We start from the raw sequence: 601 nt of genomic DNA on the forward strand, positions 1-601 counted from the left end.
ACTTTTAGCTGGACAAACGAAAAAAGCTAAGAATTTAGAAGTGGTCATCTGCGGTGGAGAAAAGTTGGATCCTCAATTGGCTAACCAAATTACATCGCAAGGGTACCATTTATATAATCATTATGGTCCAACCGAAGCGACGGTCGATACACTCGTATGGTCCTGTCCACCTGATAGAGGGGTAATTAAATTGGGAGCGCCCATTGACAATACAAAAGTCTATGTGCTTGATGAAGAAAGAAATCCTGTACCATCAGGTATTCCTGGTGAACTGTATATTGGTGGTGCAGGTATTGCAAGGGGCTATTTGAACCGTCCAGATCAGACGGATCGTGCTTTTGTACCCGATCCATTCGAACAAAATGGGTGCCTCTATAAAACAGGTGACCTTGTCAAATGGCATAGAGATCAGACAATCGAATATCTTGGCAGACTGGACAAACAGATTAAAATCCGAGGTATGAGGATTGAGCCGGGTGAAATTACTGCGAAGCTGTTGGAGTTGGATGAGATCGAGAATGGCTATGTGGTGGCTCATCATGATGAGGAAGGACAAGTAAATCTATGTGCGTATATCGTGTGGAAGAAAGAGAGTGAGCCG

1 protein-coding gene is annotated in these 601 nt (G+C 43.8%); it reads left to right on the top strand.

What is annotated here, in order from left to right:
- The coding region (locus tag HFD78_RS28995; protein ID WP_191968146.1) for an AMP-binding protein at positions 1–601 on the top strand (601 nt) is incomplete at both ends.

This window comes from Bacillus sp. EKM501B (assembly GCF_011800505.1).
GTDB lineage: Bacteria > Bacillota > Bacilli > Bacillales > Bacillaceae_G > Bacillus_A > Bacillus_A cereus.